13 protein-coding genes are annotated in these 17,422 nt (G+C 45.1%); 5 read left to right on the top strand and 8 right to left on the bottom strand.

Annotated elements, in window-relative coordinates; translation table 11 throughout:
- Window positions 1–25: 25 nt before the first annotated feature.
- Window positions 26–421: a nitrous oxide-stimulated promoter family protein gene (locus VNE01S_RS15715; protein WP_053394645.1), complete on the top strand. Its 396-nt coding sequence runs from the start codon at window positions 26–28 to the stop codon at window positions 419–421.
- A gap of 48 nt (window positions 422–469) precedes the next feature.
- Here the strand turns inward: VNE01S_RS15715 and VNE01S_RS15710 are convergent, their stop codons facing one another.
- A complete protein-coding gene (locus VNE01S_RS15710; RefSeq protein WP_053395101.1) occupies window positions 470–1,624 on the bottom strand; it encodes an MFS transporter in 1,155 nt (384 codons plus the stop codon).
- A gap of 376 nt (window positions 1,625–2,000) precedes the next feature.
- Window positions 2,001–2,435 carry a thioredoxin TrxC gene (gene trxC / locus VNE01S_RS15705; RefSeq protein ID WP_053394646.1) on the bottom strand — a complete coding sequence of 145 codons (435 nt, stop codon included), beginning with the start codon at window positions 2,433–2,435 and terminating at the stop codon, window positions 2,001–2,003.
- A gap of 131 nt (window positions 2,436–2,566) precedes the next feature.
- Between trxC and VNE01S_RS15700 the strand changes: the two genes are divergently transcribed.
- Entirely contained in the window at window positions 2,567–3,652 is a 1,086-nt protein-coding gene (locus tag VNE01S_RS15700; protein WP_053394647.1) for a ketoacyl-ACP synthase III, read from the top strand.
- Window positions 3,653–3,730: 78 nt separating this feature from the next.
- Here the strand turns inward: VNE01S_RS15700 and manA are convergent, their stop codons facing one another.
- From manA to uhpT, 5 genes are all read right to left on the bottom strand, one after another.
- Window positions 3,731–4,936 carry a mannose-6-phosphate isomerase, class I gene (gene manA / locus VNE01S_RS15695; RefSeq protein WP_053394648.1) on the bottom strand — a complete coding sequence of 402 codons (1,206 nt, stop codon included), beginning with the start codon at window positions 4,934–4,936 and terminating at the stop codon, window positions 3,731–3,733.
- A 121-nt stretch (window positions 4,937–5,057) separates the two neighbouring features.
- Window positions 5,058–6,410 (bottom strand): MFS transporter, encoded by a 1,353-nt coding sequence (locus tag VNE01S_RS15690; protein ID WP_053394649.1) that lies wholly within the window; start codon window positions 6,408–6,410, stop codon window positions 5,058–5,060.
- Between the two features lie 6 nt (window positions 6,411–6,416).
- Window positions 6,417–7,916, bottom strand: coding sequence for a signal transduction histidine-protein kinase/phosphatase UhpB (gene uhpB / locus VNE01S_RS15685; protein ID WP_053394650.1), 1,500 nt, complete (start codon window positions 7,914–7,916; stop codon window positions 6,417–6,419).
- Window positions 7,916–8,524, bottom strand: coding sequence for a response regulator transcription factor UhpA (gene uhpA, locus VNE01S_RS15680; RefSeq protein WP_053394651.1), 609 nt, complete (start codon window positions 8,522–8,524; stop codon window positions 7,916–7,918). Before uhpA ends, uhpB begins: the two co-directional genes overlap by 1 nt.
- Before the next feature lie 142 nt (window positions 8,525–8,666).
- A complete protein-coding gene (uhpT, locus tag VNE01S_RS15675) occupies window positions 8,667–10,064 on the bottom strand; it encodes a hexose-6-phosphate:phosphate antiporter UhpT (RefSeq protein ID WP_053394652.1) in 1,398 nt (465 codons plus the stop codon).
- 371 nt (window positions 10,065–10,435) lie between these two features.
- Here uhpT and VNE01S_RS15670 point away from each other — a divergent pair, with 371 nt between their 5' ends.
- The 3 genes from VNE01S_RS15670 to VNE01S_RS15660 all read left to right on the top strand — a co-directional run bounded on the left by VNE01S_RS15670 (window position 10,436) and on the right by VNE01S_RS15660 (window position 16,810).
- Window positions 10,436–11,566: an exonuclease SbcCD subunit D gene (locus VNE01S_RS15670; protein WP_053394653.1), complete on the top strand. Its 1,131-nt coding sequence runs from the start codon at window positions 10,436–10,438 to the stop codon at window positions 11,564–11,566.
- Window positions 11,567–11,575: 9 nt separating this feature from the next.
- A complete protein-coding gene (locus tag VNE01S_RS15665) occupies window positions 11,576–14,617 on the top strand; it encodes an AAA family ATPase (protein ID WP_053394654.1) in 3,042 nt (1,013 codons plus the stop codon).
- A gap of 117 nt (window positions 14,618–14,734) precedes the next feature.
- Window positions 14,735–16,810, top strand: a complete 2,076-nt coding sequence (locus tag VNE01S_RS15660; RefSeq protein WP_082331650.1) for a hybrid sensor histidine kinase/response regulator — start codon at window positions 14,735–14,737, stop codon at window positions 16,808–16,810.
- A gap of 147 nt (window positions 16,811–16,957) precedes the next feature.
- Here VNE01S_RS15660 and VNE01S_RS15655 read toward each other — a convergent pair whose 3' ends face one another.
- The gene (locus VNE01S_RS15655; protein ID WP_053394655.1) at window positions 16,958–17,416 is read right to left on the bottom strand and encodes a hypothetical protein; all 459 of its coding nucleotides are present in this window, start codon (window positions 17,414–17,416) and stop codon (window positions 16,958–16,960) included.
- Between the last annotated feature and the right edge of the window lie 6 nt (window positions 17,417–17,422).

The following is a 17,422-nucleotide window of genomic DNA, read 5'->3' as shown; positions in this document are numbered from 1 at the left end:
TATATCAGTGGGTACCTGGCAAACGATGAAGCACATACACAGCAATATTCTTTCCGCTAATTTACTGACGGAGCATAAAACTGTTTGCGCGATGATGAGTATCTATTGCCGTGATCATCATGGTACGAAAGGCAACTTGTGCGAGGAGTGCAAAGAGCTGTTGGCTTATGCGGAAGTAAGGTTAGACCGATGCCCATATGGCCAAGATAAACCAACATGCAACAAATGCCCCATTCATTGCTACAAGCCTGAGCCAAAAGTCGCAATGAAAGCAGTGATGCGTTATGCAGGGCCGAGAATGTTGTTACCCCACCCAGTACTATCCGCCAGACACCTGATTTTAGAACGCAAAGCAGTGCCCAATAAACCGCCTAAAAATGCGTCTAATCGCGCGTTAAGGCTTGCTGATAAGAAGGACTAGAACGTCCCTAAAAAACCATGGGGAGCACAGTGCGTCCTCCCCATATATTTACTCGCCGGCAACCGCCTGACGTTTGGTTTTGATGCTGGCAAGTAGCATATATACGCAAGTCGCTAGCAGCGTCGAAAATAGGTAGCCCATTAATCCCTGAGTGCTTGTCATATACCAGTCGGCAAGCACAGGTCCCGCCACAGAACCAATACTGTAGCTAAACAGCATCACCTGCGTTGCAGAGACAATATAGTTTGCTTCCAGCTTGTCGCAACCAAGGTTGATGGCTATTGGGTACAGAGCAAATACCGCCATACCCAATAAAAACAACCCTGCACCTAGTGATTTAATGCCATTGTCTTCTGCAATAATGGCGATGGCTGCAACCCCAAGTAAGCAGTAGATAGCCATTAAGAAAATGCGTCCAAAATATTTAGACATCCAAGGCACAAGCGGTTGGACTGCCATTCCACCAAGGATGACCAACGCCATTAAGCTACCTAGATTGTCGTGCCCAATACCTCGCTGCGATAGCTCTAATGGCATTAAGCCGTACACTGCGCCTAGCGTTAAACCGGAAACTAAGCAGCCAATAATGGCAGCATGATTTAGTTTGGTGATCTGCTTAAAGGAAAGCGGGGTGCTTTCTTCGCTTGCTGGCTGATCGCTCTCTCCAAAAAGCAGTACGACGATCGCAATAAGTAGCACTGTAAAAATGGCGATGAATGGGACACCGCCAGTAACCCCTAAGATGCCAATCCCAAGTTGCCCAATCGATGTTCCGCCATAAAGCGCACCCATGTACAGTCCTAGGCGTTTTGCTCTGGCAGATTCATCACCATGTAAAAGCCAAGACTCAACAATCACAAATACGCCAGCTACTGCGATACCAGCGACAAAGCGTGAAGCTAACCAAACGGGTGCAATACTAAACATTGGTAATGCCATGATGGTGACAATGAAACAGCTTAGGCAAAGCACAAACGCATTTTTATGGCCGATTTTTTTAACCAGCGGCTCAATGCCTACAGCACCTACTAAAAGCCCAGCATAAAATGAACTGGCCAGCCAACTCGCCAATGAAGATTCCAAACCATAGTGCGGTAACATTAATGGAATAAGACTCATCAAATAGCCGGATGCAACCGCGTACAAAGCAAGCGCGATAACAGGTACCGAAATACGTGGAGCAGGAACAAAGGTGTTTTCCAACGTCGTAGCCTCAAGATGTTGAAGGTTAAGTAACACCAATCAAATTCAGGTTGTTTGGTTCGTTGGCAAATCACTGAAAACACAGAAACGCTGATGACGGAGCATCAACGTAAATAAGAACTGCGAGCTGGCTTTACTCCATGCCTGTTTTCAGCAATTGATCCTGCTTAACCGACGAACGACAACCTACCTAGATTGGCATAAAAATGAACGGGTTTTGCGCAGGAATATGGAGCGAAACGAAGAGAAGGTAAAACGAAAACTTTTACTCTTGACGATAAAAACTATTTATCGACCTTAGTGTGACAAAAGTGTAATAAAAAGCCCTAGAATTAAGTGTCTAGGGCTTAAGAAAAATAGATAAGTAATGGCTGTATTACTTAGTCAAAGCCTGGTTTAACCATTGATTAAATTGACCTTTTGGCAAAGCACCATTAATAACATCGACTCTTTTGCCATTTTTAAACACCATAACTGTTGGAATGCTGCGTATCTGGTATTTAGCGGCTATGTTTTGCTGAGATTCTGTATCTACTTTTACAAATCGTACGCTTTGTGAGCGTTCTTCGGCAACGTCAGAAAAGACAGGGGCAAAGCCAACACATGGGTTACACCATGGGGCCCAGAAATCGATAACAACAGGCTGATCACTTTGCAAAATGGCGTCTAGGTTTAGCTCTGTGCCTTCAATGGGAGCACCGTCTAAAAGTGCAGCTTGGCATTTGCCGCATTTCGGGCTTTCTGAAATGCGCTCTGTAGGAACACGGTTTACGCCTGAGCAAGACGGACAGCGAGTATTAAATGTAGACATGACTTTTCTCTGCTTTTTTGTATTTAAGTGTGATGTTTATATTTTCAATCAGATGACACTAGAGGTAAAGGGTCGTTATACTTTGATGTGTCGAGTGACTCAAATAAGAAATAACAAGTATAAGGCTCAGAATGACTTCTTTTTACGCAGAAATTACCGGTTGGGGTAAGTGTCTACCGCCAGCTACGCTCTCTAATGAAGATTTAAGCACGTTTCTTGATACGTCAGACGAATGGATCCGCACTCGTACAGGTATCGAGAACCGTCGTATCAGCCATGTAAACACTTCTGATATGGCAACGGTTGCCGCGCAGCACGCACTGGCTTGTGCAGGTATCAGTGCAGACGACGTGGATGTTTTAATTGTGGCGACCTGTTCGCCAGATTCTCTGATTCCTAATATCGCATCTAAAGTTTCTCAAAACCTAGGCATCAAAGCAGCTGCTGCATTCGATCTCAATGCGGCTTGTACTGGCTTTGTTTATGGCTTGGAAACCGCCACTCGCCTGATTCAGGCTGGTAACTACCGAAACGCGGTTGTCATTGGTGCCGAGCGTCTTTCGTTCTTCATCGACTGGACTAAACGTGACACTGCGGTGTTATTCGGTGATGGGTCAGGTGCAGTGGTACTAAGCCGAACAGAGCAGCAGGTCGGTTTGCAACATGCGCAGTTAGGTTGTGACTCAGCAGGGCGCGATATTCTTTCAGTGCCTAAATTTGGTACTTGCATGGATCGCTTTGCTGCGGACAACGGCTACTGGGATTTCAACTTCGTCGGGAAAGAGATCTTTAAGCGTGCGGTACGCGGCATGGGTTCAGCGGCGCAAAGTGTGTTGGCGCGCAGTGAACTGACGACAGATAAAGTGGATGTGGTGATCCCGCACCAAGCGAATATCCGCATTATTCAAACCTTGTGTGATTTGTCAGGCATCGAGCAAGAAAAAGCCTTTGTAAACATCCAAAAATACGGCAACACTTCTGCTGCGACAGTGCCGATTGCGTTGTGTGAGTCACTTGAGCAAGGCTTTGTAAAACCAGGTGATAACCTACTTCTGGCTGCATTTGGTGCAGGCCTTACTTGGGGGGCTGGGCATATTAAGTGGGGCGAACGTGTGACGCCGATTTCTAAGAGCGACGCCGCGCTACCAGAATGTGATAAAAGTGCGCTAGAGCTGTTGGAAACCGCGATTGAGTTTTGTAAAAGCAAAGCGCAGTAAACTTTTAGAACTGTAAATTTGTAGATAAAAGAGCCATGTCATAGCATGGCTCTTTTTATTTCATCGTATTATTGTGGTTTAGCTGAATGCGCGCGCGACTCTCCCTGAGCTAGTTACCTTGTAACAATTAGCATACGCTGGCACAAATATGGATTGGCCTTTAGTGGCGGTGAGGCTTTCTCCATTGGAGCCGATTAAGGTTAAATCCTCATCAATCGCCATCAGTATCTCTGCACTTTCGATGTTTACTAACTCTCGATTAGGTTGGTGCAAGATAGCGAACTTAAAATCCGAGACAGGAATAGGGTACGCTTGTTGGCACCCTTGCGTCTTGGCTGCCAAACATAAGCTATCAAACGGCTTTGGTACAAAGTCTGTGCATTTCACCAGCTCATCGACGTCCATGTGTTTTGGTGTCAGACCCGCTCGAAGCACGTTGTCAGAATTTGCCATGATCTCTAGCCCAGTGCCTTTAATGTAAGCATGAGGTGTTCTGGCACTTAAGAACATCGCTTCACCCGGTTTTAGAGTGATGACATTCAAAATGAGTGGCGCGAACAGGCCAATATCTCCAGGGTATTGTTTGGATAGCTCGATGATCAGGTCGTAAATTTCATTGCCCGCTTTGTGCTGGGCAAACTCGACTAATTTACCAATCGCGCTGCGCTTTTGCGCATCTTCCAGAGTCAGTAACTGGCTGAAGAACTGTTCCAATCCCAACGAGTTTTGCTCTTGCTTGAATGCCGTCACTAATTCTTCCAGTTCGGGGATGTTTAGCGCCTCAAATGCCTCGACAATTGCTTTGTATTCCCGAAAACCGTTCATTGCTTGGTAATCTGTTAGTGCGTAAACCAGCTCTGGTTTGTGGTTGGGATCTTTGTAGTTACGGTGTGCAGCGTCTAGTGGGATACCGGCTTGTTGCTCTTTTTCAAACCCGGTTTCTGCGTCTTCTTTACTTGGATGCACTTGAATGGAGAGCGCACTATCTGCCGCCAAAATTTTGAACAGGAAGGGTAAGTCACCAAATTTCGCCGCCGTTTTTGTTGATAGGTAAGCTGGCATGTCGATGTTAATCAGATCAGAGAGTGCCATTGAGTACTGTTCTACACAAACACTCGAACAACCATTTGGGTGTGTGCCCATCCAAACTTCTGCTTGTGGTTGATTATTCTCGTTACAAAATCCAAACAGATCGTGCATAGAAGAGGCGCTGCCCCAAGCATAATTCTGAATTTTGTTTTCCATAGGAAAGAAGCAATGTGATGAAATTTCGTTCAAAATCATGAATTTTGTCCATAGTTAACCCTCCGAACTGAATCGGAAGAAAAAAGGTGTGATCAATAGGAGTGTGAGTGGAGGTCAACCCCACTCACGGGTTAGCCGAAATGGCGAAAATTAAAGCGGTCTACAAACGAGGTTTAGGTTCGATAGGTTTTCGTGGTGATTGCGCTTGCAAGAAAGGCAACAGCAGTAGGCCGATAACTGCGGCACAGACGGAGATAGTAATAAAGAAACCCGTCCAACTGTATGCTTCAAGAATCAGCGCCAATGGATAGCCAGATAAGGCTGCACCCATATAGGCGAAAAGCCCGACAAATCCGGTTGCAGCGCCCGGAGAATCTTTGTGTGAACATTCGGCTGCAGCCATGCCAATAAGCATTTGCGGTCCAAAAACAAAGAAGCCGATAGAAAATAACCCTGCCGCTTGAAACGCAAAGTTGGTTAACGGCATCAACCAAAGTGCCGACACCGATAAGAAAATACCGCTGGCAAACAGCAAGTTCATTGGTCCGCGATTACCCGCAAAGAGTTTGTCTGATCCCCAGCCAGCCACCAACGAGCCTGCAAAACCGCCAATTTCGAACATAGAAAGTGCAGCATTGGCATTGAGTAGGCTGTAGTTGTGTTCTTCGGTTAAATAGAGGTTGCCCCAGTCGTTAATCGCCGTACGAACGATGTAAACCAGCACATAGCTGAACGCGAGTAACCAAATGTATTTGTTGCTGAATACATAAGATTTGAGGATTTCCAGGTAGCTTAACCCTTGGCCATGGCTTTCTTGGGCCAGCTCTAGTGGATCATTACGCCATTGTCCTACACTAGGTAAACCCTGTGTGGAAGGTTTATCGCGTAGTCGACAGCAGACAAAAGCGCCGATAAGAACGCCAATGATTCCAGGGATAATGAAACCTTCGCGCCAGCTGTAATGGAAGATTAAATAACTGACGAGGATAGGGATTAACGCGCCTCCAACGTTATGGGCGGTATTCCAAACTGCCCAGCAAAAGCCGCGCTCAGATCGTGAATACCATGTGGTGAGCAGCTTAGAACAAGATGGCCAGCCCCAGCCCTGGAACCAAGCATTAAGAATCCACAGCGCGATAAAGGCCGCCAAAGAGCTCGAAAAACCAAACGCGATGTTGATTAGCCCCGTTGCAATAAGGCCAATCCCCATAAAGTACCTAGGGTTTGAACGGTCCGAAATAATCCCAGAAATAAACTTAGAGCAACCGTATGCCAGATAGAAAAGGGTACCGATCAATCCTAGATCGCCTTTATCCAGGCCAAGATCGGCAATCATAGCGGGTGCCGCATAATTAAAGGTTTTTCGGGTAAAGTAAAAACCAGCGTAGCCAATGTACATGCCAAGCATGATATGCAAGCGCCAATAGCGATAACGTTGATCCACTTGGCTGCTGTCGCGTTCATCAGAAACTGGTGAAACATTCACTTCGCTAGCGCGTAACAATTTCAACATACTGCTTTACACCTTAGGTAACGTAATGTGAATCTGAGTTCCAGAGACATGCTCATTCAGAGAATGAATAACCATTTTCCCGCCAAGTGCATGGACACGCTCCTGCATCCCTCGCACTCCAGTGCCTTGCATGGTTTCTTGCGCTTTAAAGCCAACACCATCATCAATGATCCATAGCGAAACCTCATGCGCGATATCCAGCTCAATTTCGATACAGCGAGCGTGCGCGTATTTAGCCGCATTATTGAGAGACTCTTGGCAAAGCCGAAATAGGGTGACTTTGAGCATGTCGCTCAAGCCAGCGTCGTTGCCTTTCCATTCAATACTCACCTCCGTGCCAGATTTGGAAAACTCCATCTCACGAGTCAGTTGTTTAATGGATTCTCTCAAATCGAGATCATCCAGCACTTTGGGGCGAAGCTTGGCGAGCAGGCGCTTGGTGGTGTCGTAGACGTTTAAAGACAAGCTTTCTATCGTATCCGCGCAGCGGGCACTCATATCGATGTTATCGACTCGTTTGATGATGTTGGCTTGAGTGCGGATCGCAGTAATGTTCTGACCAATCTCATCATGGAGATCACGTGCGATGTCTCTTCTTACTGATTCTTCGGCTTCGATCAACTGACGCGAAAGGTTTTGATTACGAGATAACTCACCACGTAATTGTTGGTTTAGGTCTTTTTGTTTTTGCACCGCGAGCCCCAGCACGATTCCGGTGATGGTTTGAGCAGACAACGATAAGAGTAGGTCGGTAATCTCTAAATTAGATACTCCGCTTCGGGCCGCGATCAGTGCCATGCTGTTTAACATGGTCGCGAGCAGAGCACCTTGCCAGCCATAGCGTAGCGCCAACACAATGATTGGAATTGCCATGCAAAAGGGTGCAAAACGTTTTAACTCTTCTGGCAAGGTTGTCTGGATGACGATACTGCCAACCAGAAGTACCGAATAGAGCACAATATGGCGGACTCTGAAAATCACGGTGTTATTGATCAAATGAGAAGTGAGCGGAGACCATTGGCTTTGGAATAGGTAGCTCCACAACAGATAACACATCGGCACCAACATTAGCCCACCAGAAATACTCGCGAGCCAAATCATATATAGCGATGGCACATGGAAGCCGACCGCCACCACATTAAAAAACGCCGTCACAAGAATGACGATCGCCATGATCATTACATGGCGGTTTAGATCACCGTAGTAATACTTTTTGGCTACAAAGGTGACAGGAATACTCAACACACTCGCGACCAAGGTAGTGAGCCATTGAGGCTGGTCGAGCAAAACGGCTAATGCAAAGGTCAGGCTCCACTCGGCAAGGTAAATCGCAGGCCAATAAATGGTACGAGTGTGTAAGGTCATGCCAAGTCTGAGGGCGAACGGAAATAGCAAGATAGCCATTTCTGGATCGTTAACGAAGTGATAGGCGATCACCCACAAACAAAACCAAGCACAGGCGGTCATGAATACGCCGCACACTGAAGTGACAATATACGAACGCATTAAAAAGACTCTTGCGAGAACAATTTAGCGAGCTCTACATTGTTGTTCACGCCAAGCTTATCCATGGCATTAGCACGGTGAACGTGAACCGTTTTGTGGCTTAAACCAAGCTCACTAGCGATGGTTTTTACGTCCAAGCCATTGGCCAATAATTGAGACACTTCTTTCTCGCGACGAGTCAGTTGGCAAAGTGTTGTCGCTTTATTGCTAGGCGTCGCAAGCTTAAGAGCGATATCCGGTGTCAGGTAGCAGCCGCCCGCTGCACTGGTTCGTACTGCAACGATCAGCTCATCTGGGCTGCAGCGTTTGCTTAAATAGCCTTTTGCCCCGAGTTCTAATGATTTTTCAACCATGGTTGAAGAGTCATGCACGCTCAACATAACGCAAGCAATGCCAGTTGGAATCTCACTGAGTAAATCCAAGCCACTACCATCTTGCATAGAGATATCTAGAATCACGACCTGAGCGCCAGATGCAGGCAAGCCCAGCCTGGCTTCCGCGACTGAGCTAAATTCGCCAACAACAGTAATATCAGATTCTAAGCTCAGTAATTGAGCAAAACCGGAACGTACAATGACATGGTCATCAACTAGGGCAACGTTAATCATCAAAACAACCTAAATATGAGGGAAACATAAACAGCAATAAGCCCCATGCGGAGCCAAAAGAAAAAATACTGCAATGATACTCAATAAAAGCGCCAAAATTTATGATCTAGCGCGCTTTACCTAGGCAAAGCGCGCCATTTAATTAAGCTTGGTTTTCAGCTAGCTGAAGCTTCTTCTTCGCTTGGCGAATTTTCTTCTCTTCTGCGATGGCAACAAATAAGAGTAGCGTGATACAAATCGCGGCCGATGTATCCAGCGCAGCGAATGTACCTTGCCAACCGGTTAAACCGAAGATTGGAGTGCCATCAGCAATCATACCTAGGCCCAGTTTCGCAAAGCTGTCACCGATTAGGTAAGCAAACGTGCCTTTCACGCCATCTGCCACACTGATTGCCTTTTTAGGAACAAAACCAACTGCAGCAACACCGATAAGCAACTGAGGACCAAACACCAAGAAGCCAAGGACAAACAGCGCGGCTAAGTACATGAACTCGCTGGTGGCGTGTTGGTAGAACTCAAGCGACAGAATGATCAAACCAAGTGACACACAAGCAACCAGTGCACGACGGCCGTTTGCTAAGTCCGATAGGTAACCCCACATCAAAGTACCGACTAACGCGCCCACTTCGAAGAAGGTAAAGCCTGAAATTGCCGTTTCTTTTGAGAAGCCAAGTTCTTGGTATGCGTAAACCGTAGACCACTGATCGATACCGATACGCACGATGTAAAGGAAGATGTTGGCGAAGCACAATAACCAGATCACTTTGTTCTTAAGAATGTACTCTACAAAGATCTCTTTCTTCGTCATCTTGTTTTCTTCAGCAGCCGTATCTTCTTCACTGACGACTTCATCAAACAGTTCTTCTACTTTACCCAGACCGTAAGCTTCAGGAGAGTCGTTACCGAAACGCATACCAATAAAGCCAACGATGATCGCGATAATAGAAGGGAAAACGAACATGCCGATCACGTGGCCATCAAACAGGTAGTTTGCACCGAATAGCGCGACACCCGCAGCACCCGCACCACCAACGTTGTGGGACATGTTCCACAAGCCTAGGTAAGAGCCGCGTTTATTACGTGGCGTCCATTTAGTAATGGTCGAGTAACTTGAAGGGCCGCCCGTACTTTGGAAGAAGCCACTTAGCGCGTAAAACGCCACCATCGCGAACAGGCTTGCGCTGCCACCACCCATGCTGAAACTGAAGCCCAACATCGCAAGGCCAGAAAGGATAAGCATAAATGGTAGGAATTGCTTGGTGTTTTTGCCATCGGCGTAGTATGAAACAACCGTTTTACCAATACCGTAAGTAATAGAGAAACCAAGGCCGATAAGACCTAAGTCCGTCATAGACAACCCGTAAGTTGAGATCATGTCGTTTTGCGCGACGTTGAAGTTTTTACGGATCAAGTACATGGTTAGATAACCAATAAATACCACAAGGTAAGATTGGATGAATGGTTTAAACCACATCTTTCTTCTGGCTTCGACTGGGAGGTCGAGGGTTGGTTTTCGCACCTGTTCTAGGAATTTTAACATGGTGAACTCTCTTGTAATTTTTATGGAAACACAACGCTGTTTCGTTAAGAAGTTACGCTGCGTGCTCTTGCTACATTTGACTGACTCGAATATTAAACAAGCGAGCTTATTCCCACATGAGAGAGCGGCTTAGAGCGGCTAGGAAAAATTCCTAGAAATAACGTTTACTGATAAAAAGCGTGAAAAGTGTCACACTAAAACCATACGTATTTTATGGGGATGTGTGTCCGGAAGGGGATGAAAAGCAAGCAGTGGAAAAGTAAGCAACAAATGGGCGCTATTTTGCTCAGCTTACGTGAATTTATAAGTGCGGTTCAGGCGCAGGAGGTTTATCATATATCGCCTAAAGATAATAAGAATATAGGGCTTGCATGAAGTTTCTTCACACCTCGGATTGGCACTTAGGTCGCCAGTTTCACAATGTCTCACTCCTAGACGATCAAAAAGCGGTACTCGATCAAATCCTTAGCTACATCCAAAGCCATCCTGTTGATGCATTAGTCATCGCGGGAGATGTGTATGATCGCTCTGTGCCGCCGACCGCTGCGATAGAAGTGATGAACCAATTTGTGAACCAAGTGTGTGGTGAGCTAAAACTTCCGATTATTCTTATCCCTGGTAACCACGATGGCGCGCAACGATTAGGCTTTGGTTCAGGGAGAATGCGTGAATCAGGGCTACATATTCTGTCTAGTTTTGACGACATAATAAATCCTGTGGTGATTGAGTCTGATATCGGCCCAGTCGCGTTTTATGGGATGCCTTACAATGATCCGGAGATTGTAAGACACCATTTCAAGCAGAGCGTTTCCACACACGATGAAGCGCATCAATTCTTAGCCCAGCAGATTCGTGACTGTTTCAAGCCTGAGCATAAAAATGTGCTGGTAAGCCACTGTTTTGTGGATGGCGCGATTGAATCTGAGTCTGAACGTCCATTGTCAATTGGCGGTTCAGACCGAGTCAGCCATGAACATTTCACCGAGTTTGACTATGTCGCGCTAGGGCATTTACACCAGCCACAGAGAAAGGGTGAAGAATACATTCGCTATTCGGGTTCTTTGATGAAATACAGCTTCTCTGAGCAGCATCAAAAGAAAGGTATGACGTTGGTCGAGCTAGACGAAAAGGGGTTTAAGTCGTCCACTCATATCGAGCTAACTGCGCCGCATGAGATGCGTATCATCGAAGGAGAATTGCAAGCGATTATTGACGCTGCGCATACCGATCCAAGACAAGACGACTACCTACTTGTTCGCTTGATGGATACTCACGCGATTTTAAACCCAATGGAAAAGCTAAGAGCGGTATATCCGAACGTACTGCATTTGGAAAAACCGGGCATGTTGGTGGGGGTAGAGCAAGAGATGGCTCAGGCTAAGCTTGCCAGAAGTGAGCTAGATATGTTTAAAGACTTTTTCTCTGAGGCGCAAAACAGCGAAATCAGCAGTGAACAAGAACAAGCGCTTAATCAGATTATTAAGCAGCTAAGCCAGCAGTAAGGAGCGAACATGAAGCCACTAAAACTCACCATGCAAGCGTTTGGTCCTTTTGCAACAAAAGAAGTGATTGATTTTACGCACCTGGGCAGCAACCCTTTGTTCCTTATCAATGGCCCGACAGGATCAGGTAAAACCTCTATTTTGGATGCGATCTGTTTTGCGTTATATGGCGAAACCACCAGTAACGAGCGTCTGGGTATGCAAATGCGTTGCGATCTGGCCGCTATCGATGTTCCGACGGAAGTTCAGTTTGAATTTGCACTGCATAATAAAGTGTATCGCGTAGTGCGCGCGCCAGAACAATACTTGCCGAAAGCGCGAGGTGAGGGTACGACAAGGCGTAAGCATACTGCAGCGCTATATCAATTAGGTGAATCAGAAACGCTGATCACCAACAAAACGGCACAAGTAAAATCTGAAGTGGCAACGATTATCGGGCTGAATGAAACCCAATTTAGGCAAGTTATGGTTCTGCCGCAAGGTAAGTTTCGTGAGCTACTCTTAGCGAGCTCAAAAGATCGAGAAGAGATCTTTGGCCAGCTATTCCAAACCGATATCTATAAAAAGATCGAATTTGCGCTTAAAGATAAAGCGAGCGCCATCAGTAAAGCGAAAGGCGAGTTTGATAATCAAATTCGCGGCGCTTTAGACGTTGCGGAAGTCACAACTGAGCAAGAGCTTGAAGAACAATTAGAGCACAATAAACAGCAGTTGGCTCAAACAGTAGAAGCTGAGCAGAAAGCGCTCGCGCAACTCAATTTCAACAAAGAGCAGTTACAGAAAGCACAAACGCTTGCCGAGCAGTTTAGTAAGCTCGAACTCGCTAAGAAAGCGTTATCAACACATCTAGAGCAGCAAGAGAACAATCAAGTCATTGTTGCTCAGCTAGACGTCGCAACCAGTGCCGCGAAGCTTAACCTTCCTTACGTGAGTTGGCAGAATGCGCGTAAACAAGCACAAGATCTAAAAAGCCGGATTCAGTTGCTTGTTCGTGACTGTGAGCAAGCGGGTCTGGCGCTAAAGCAGCATACGCAAGTGGTGGAAAAAGCCGATCAGGAAGCAAAGCAAATCCCTCAGCTTAACGAGCAGAAGTATCAGCTGGAGATTACCAAGTCAAAGCTGCAAGAAAAAAGTGAACTAGGCAGCCAGTATGCCACACTTAAGCAAGCCAAGGCTCAGCAAGACGAGACACTCGTCAAATACCTCGCTCACAAAGAAAAGCTGGTGGCTGAAGCGAATGCAGGTCAACAAGAGTTAGAGCGTTTGAAAGGCGAGCTGAATGAAAAACCAGCGCTGGAAGCGGAACTCGCACGCCTTACTCGACTCAGTAACGACTTAAATAAGCTCAACCGCGTCCGTCACGATCATACACAGCTTACTACACAGCTAGAAGGGCACACCAATGAGGTGGCCAAGGCTAAGAAAATACTTAGTGCCGCACAAGTCGAAGCTGATGGGCTCGAAATGCGTTGGCACAGTGCTCAGGCTGCTGTTTTAGCGAAGAAGCTGAATCAAGGTGAACCTTGCCCCGTTTGTGGCAGTTGTGAACACCCCGCGCCAGCGGCCTTTGAAGCGGAAGAAATTACCAAGCAACAAGTTGAAAAAGCGCGAGAGCAAGAAAGATTCGCGCTTAACGACTTTAATCAGGCGCAATCGAAGTTAGAGCAGCATCAATCACTGATTAAGCAGTCGCAAAAGCAGATTGACGAAATGGTGTCAGAGTTGGGAGTGAACGCGACGGCAGAAGTTACTCAAGTGACACAAGAACGGTGCGTGGTGGAGAACAAACTTGGGCAGTTTGCGACGATAGATATAGCAAAATCTGAACAAGCCGTTACAGAGCTAATCCAGCGTAGTGAAACTGGTGAAGCAAAAATTATCGAATTACGTCAACAAATGACGGCAACCGACGCCCAATTAAAAGATGCGGCTGAGCGATTAGAGAAGCTTTCCAAATCGATTGATCCTAAGTATCCGAACCTAGAGGTTGTAAACGCAGCACTGATCGAACTGACACAGAAAATCGATCTGTTTACCAAGCAGGTAGAGAGTGCTAAGCAGCAGCAACAAACCTTGAGCGTGAATTACTCCGCGTTAGAAAGTCGGTTAAAAACACTTCAAGAGGCTGAGCAGCAAGCACAGCAAGTTGCAGCGGAAACTGAGCAAGCATGGTTGTCTGCACTGACGGCGACTTCGTTTGTAGATGAACAAAACTATCTGAATGCTCGAGCAAGTGATGAACAGCTGCAACAGTGGCAGCAGCAAGTGGATGAGTACAGTCAAACACGCATCAAATTAGAGCAGACTGTAGCAGATCTCAAACAAGCTTTAGCGGATGCAGAGCAACCCAATATAGAAGCGTTTGAACAAACCGTGGAAGAATCGCAAGTCGCTTACACTCAGGTACGCGGTCAGCTAGATTCTGTGCGCTCAACTTATGAGCGTGCTGTTCAAGTGGCGAATAAGTTAGAGAAGCTTCACCAAGAGAACACCAAGTTAGAGCAAGAATATAAAGTCTTTGGTACGCTGTACGACGTTGCCAGTGGTAAAACAGGCAGCCGAGTGAGCTTACATAGATTCGTCTTAGGTGTATTGCTGGATGATGTGCTGATCCAAGCTTCACAGCGATTAAATATCATGAGTAAAGGCCGCTACATACTGATGAGAAAAACCGAAGGGTTCAAAGGCGCGGCTGGTCGTGGCTTAGATCTGATTGTTGAAGACAGTTATACCGGTAAAACGCGTGATGTTGCCACACTTTCCGGTGGTGAATCCTTTATGGCTGCACTCTCTTTGGCACTTGGCCTTTCAGATGTTGTTCAGTCTTATAGCGGTGGCGTGCGCTTGGAAACGCTATTTATTGATGAAGGGTTTGGTAGCTTGGACCCTGAGTCACTTGATCTTGCCATCCAAACATTGATTGATTTGCAGCAAATGGGACGTACGATTGGGCTAATTTCACACGTCTCTGAGTTAAAAGAGCAAATGTCTTTGCGTATTGATGTTGAGCCGACCAAAACAGGCAGCTCGATAAATGTCATCGCAGCATAAAGAACATTAGACATTACTAAATTTATGGCCTATATAGATAGTTAATCTATTCGGCACAAATAAACCGGTTAGAGTGAAGATAATAATAAATTGAGCAAGTTGGCAGCGGGATTAAAAATGCAGGCAATGAGTGGCGCCACCAAAAGTGCTATTCGGAAGGTCTATGAATATGCAGAGCCGAACCTTACCCTAGTAGGGTGGTTTGGCCTTATTGGTTTTCCAACCTATTATTATGTTTGGTCATACCTTTACCCTCAGCCATATGAAAACCTACCGCTCAGAGCGTTTTGCTCAATACTATTTGCAGTACTGATTTTCCGTAATGCTTTACCGACATTCTTACATCGCCGAATGCCCGAGCTCTATTTATGTATATTGAGCCTATGTTTACCATTCTTCTTCAGTTTTATGATGTTTGAAAATGGGTGGAATACCATATGGGCGATGTCATTCCTATCATCAATATTCCTGCATATCTTACTTGTCCACCAAACCCGGATTGTTCTAGCACAAGCGACGGTTTCCATCGTTTTCGCATTTTTCTTCGCTTATGGAGTCGACTTTGATAAGGCGAGCGACGAAGTCGTATGGGCTTATGTGCCCATTTTTATGTTTACTTATGTATTCGGTAACCTGTTCTATTTCCGTAATCAGGCTGAGCATGAAAGTAAAGTTTCTATCGCGAAGTCATTTGGTGCCGGAATTGCCCATGAAATGCGGAACCCGCTAAGTGCACTTAAAGCCTCGATGGAAGTCTTAGGATCTATTTTAAATAAGAAGCCAAAGGAAAAGAGCGTTAGCCTTTCACCTCAAGAAACGGATATGGTTCGCGAAGTGCTCAGTGATGCGAATACTGTGATTGAAAATGGCAACGAAGCTATTGATCTTTTATTAACTTCTATTGATCAAAATCGCGTCTCGACATCAACGTTTAAAAAATATGCAATTAAAACTGTGGTAGAAAGTGCAGTTGCGAGTTTCGCTTATAAAGGGCAACAGGATAAAAAAGCGGTAGAGGTCAAATATGAAAATGAATTTGAGTTCTTTGGCAGTGACACCTTAATCAAGTACGCTTTGTATAATTTGCTCAAAAACTCGTTTTATTATCAGGAAGGCAGTGACTTCAAGATAGAAATCAGCCTAAAGAGAGACACGCATTACAACCATCTTGTGTTTACTGATAATGGTGCAGGGATACCTCCGCACGTTATTCAAGATATTTTTAATGATTTTTATACTTACGGTAAAAAGGGCAGTTCTGGGCTTGGCCTTCCGTTTTGTAAAAAAGTGATGACGTCACTTGGCGGGAAAATACAGTGTCGTTCACAGCTCGGATTGTGGACAGAGTTCACATTGAGTTTTCCGACCTACGAGTCTGATGTTGTTGAACGCATAAAAATGGATTTGTTGAAATCCAAATCCATTCTTTACATCGGCAGTAATGATAGAGTCTCCCGTGCGCTCAATGAACATGCCTTTTACAAAGGTTTTAGCTTAATTACGGTGAGTATCGAAACTGCGCTCAATAAAGAAGAGTATGAGTTTGAGTACGACCTGCTCTGTATAGATTTAGACGAATCTAATAAGCATGAGGAAGAATTTACCAAGCTTGAGAGTAAATTACATTTCACAGAAGCTAAACTTGTCTATCTTTATGAGCAACACCAGTGCTATCAACACAGTATTGAAAGTGCGCTGACCATTTATCCAATCGAAAAGAACAAAATGATTCGTGAAAGTGGTCTTGTTCTCAATGAGCTGTTTTTTGAATACCCAAGCTCAAACCGAAATCTATTGCCACGTTTGCCTGAAACAGAGAATGAATATCAAGGAAAAACGATTGTCATTGCGGACGATAATCAGTCTTTGCGCACTTATACTTCATTGCTGCTAGAGCAGCAGGGTTTTGTCGTGATCCAAGCAAAAGATGGCAATGAAGTGTTAGATGCCCTAAATAATCAATACGCTGACCTTGTATTAATGGATCTGGAAATGCCGAACTTAAATGGCTTACAAGCGGCGGATTTAATTCGTCACTCAAAGACAGAGTATGCCAACATTCCAATATTAGCGCATACCGGTGATGACTCATCGACCATGCTGGCGCAAATTAAGGAGTCAGGAATCAATGACTATATCGCGAAGCCAGCGGCTACAGACACGTTAATCAGCAAAATATCTAATTGGGTATAAAATTAGTCGTTGGATATCGCCGCGTTAAGGAGTAGGTACGTAATACAAACATTTCTGAAAAGAGCCTTAGGTACAAAAGGCAACATAGACTAAAAATACCTACCACGCGTGTCAAATTTGTCTTAAACGCTTTGTTATGTTGAGAAACTACGCAATACGCTCGTCGCTATCTAACATTTTTATTGGAAGTTGATTCTCAACTAAAAATTTATAGAAACGTAAATCCTCGATTAAATCTGGTGATGCTAATTCAAAATCTTGATAAGTTTGATTCTTGAATCGAAATCGTACCGTATGTTCAAACCTTTTGGTCTGCACATATAAAATCTCGCTAATAGTGGAAATATCAATATCAACGCTTAAGAAAATTAGACGGCCATTATCTAAGATAACTTCTTCCGATGCCTTGGTTTTCCTTGATGCTATAAAGTCGATAGCCAATGATAAAGCTGAGAAAGATGCAATATATATAAGTTGGGTTGAAAAAGGCTCTAACGAGATTTCAACTAAATAATAAGCCAGCATGCCAAAAAAAACAGTTTTCATTATGAACTGATTTAATATATTGATATTAAATATTCTTTTTTGCCGTAATAATTTTTTCATTATCCC

Origin of the sequence: Vibrio nereis NBRC 15637 (assembly GCF_001591105.1) — a bacterium.
Lineage (GTDB): Bacteria > Pseudomonadota > Gammaproteobacteria > Enterobacterales > Vibrionaceae > Vibrio > Vibrio nereis.
The sequence above is the reverse complement of the archived record's forward strand: the minus strand, read 5'-3'. Positions and strand labels throughout refer to the sequence as shown.

Coding starts and splice junctions, on each gene's coding strand:
- VNE01S_RS15715 (WP_053394645.1), top strand. CDS start 26: ATGAAGCACATACACAGCAATATTCTTTCCGCTAATTTACTGACGGAG.
- trxC (WP_053394646.1), bottom strand. CDS start 2,435: ATGTCTACATTTAATACTCGCTGTCCGTCTTGCTCAGGCGTAAACCGT.
- VNE01S_RS15700 (WP_053394647.1), top strand. CDS start 2,567: ATGACTTCTTTTTACGCAGAAATTACCGGTTGGGGTAAGTGTCTACCG.
- manA (WP_053394648.1), bottom strand. CDS start 4,936: ATGATTTTGAACGAAATTTCATCACATTGCTTCTTTCCTATGGAAAAC.
- VNE01S_RS15690 (WP_053394649.1), bottom strand. CDS start 6,410: ATGTTGAAATTGTTACGCGCTAGCGAAGTGAATGTTTCACCAGTTTCT.
- uhpB (WP_053394650.1), bottom strand. CDS start 7,916: ATGCGTTCGTATATTGTCACTTCAGTGTGCGGCGTATTCATGACCGCC.
- uhpA (WP_053394651.1), bottom strand. CDS start 8,524: ATGATTAACGTTGCCCTAGTTGATGACCATGTCATTGTACGTTCCGGT.
- uhpT (WP_053394652.1), bottom strand. CDS start 10,064: ATGTTAAAATTCCTAGAACAGGTGCGAAAACCAACCCTCGACCTCCCA.
- VNE01S_RS15670 (WP_053394653.1), top strand. CDS start 10,436: ATGAAGTTTCTTCACACCTCGGATTGGCACTTAGGTCGCCAGTTTCAC.
- VNE01S_RS15665 (WP_053394654.1), top strand. CDS start 11,576: ATGAAGCCACTAAAACTCACCATGCAAGCGTTTGGTCCTTTTGCAACA.
- VNE01S_RS15660 (WP_082331650.1), top strand. CDS start 14,735: ATGCAGGCAATGAGTGGCGCCACCAAAAGTGCTATTCGGAAGGTCTAT.
- VNE01S_RS15655 (WP_053394655.1), bottom strand. CDS start 17,416: ATGAAAAAATTATTACGGCAAAAAAGAATATTTAATATCAATATATTA.